Raw genomic sequence first — 704 nt, 5'->3', positions numbered from 1 at the left:
TTACAAAGGCAATACAGGCGAATTGGCAGATGCTGTACATCAAGCGCTTTCAACTATGACTGACAATGCGCTTCCTGCCATTGTTATAGAAAATGATTTTACTCTCAGGTATTAAGGATTGATGATGAAACTAAAAATTCTCACATTAGCTATGGCTTTAGCGATGCCGGCTTTAACTATGCAGGCAGTGGCTGCCGATGATTTTGATTTAACGGATATGGTGCCAGCGCGCCCTAATACGACGGTTGCCAACGCAGAGCAAGCCACAGTTAAAGGTGATGCTGTCATCGCTGATAATGCTGAGCTTGCTATTGCCGTCGCCCATAAAGCATTAATTGATGACGATGAAGATGGCGTCAAAATGATCCAAGTAGGCAGTGGTACTGGCATTTTATCTATTGGTAGCGTGAGTTATACAACCTACGATAACTTTAATGCGACTTTACTCTCAAAGCGTGGGGCTTATAACAAAGCCTATATGATTGCCAAAAAGCAACTGATAGAAAATATGAAAGGGGTTGAGCATCAGTGCGCTAACCTTGTTGACTCCACTTTGGATGTTATTGATACCGGTGCTGAAACTGTTGCTAACACTAAGGAAACGATGACTGAAACCTGTAAAGAATCAGTTTCAGGCTCATTAGCAGGCTTTGTTACTTTTGACGTTTATGATGATGTGAATGAAAAAATTGTCCGGGTTAGTT

General features: G+C 41.8%; 1 pseudogene. It reads left to right on the top strand.

What is annotated here, in order from left to right:
- Window positions 1-124: 124 nt before the first annotated feature.
- Window positions 125-704: pseudogene (locus AAEZ02_RS21745) on the top strand (hypothetical protein); the annotation flags it as partial.

Origin of the sequence: Shewanella sp. T24-MNA-CIBAN-0130 (assembly GCF_040310185.1) — a bacterium.
Lineage (GTDB): Bacteria > Pseudomonadota > Gammaproteobacteria > Enterobacterales > Shewanellaceae > Shewanella > Shewanella psychromarinicola.
The sequence above is the reverse complement of the archived record's forward strand: the minus strand, read 5'-3'. Positions and strand labels throughout refer to the sequence as shown.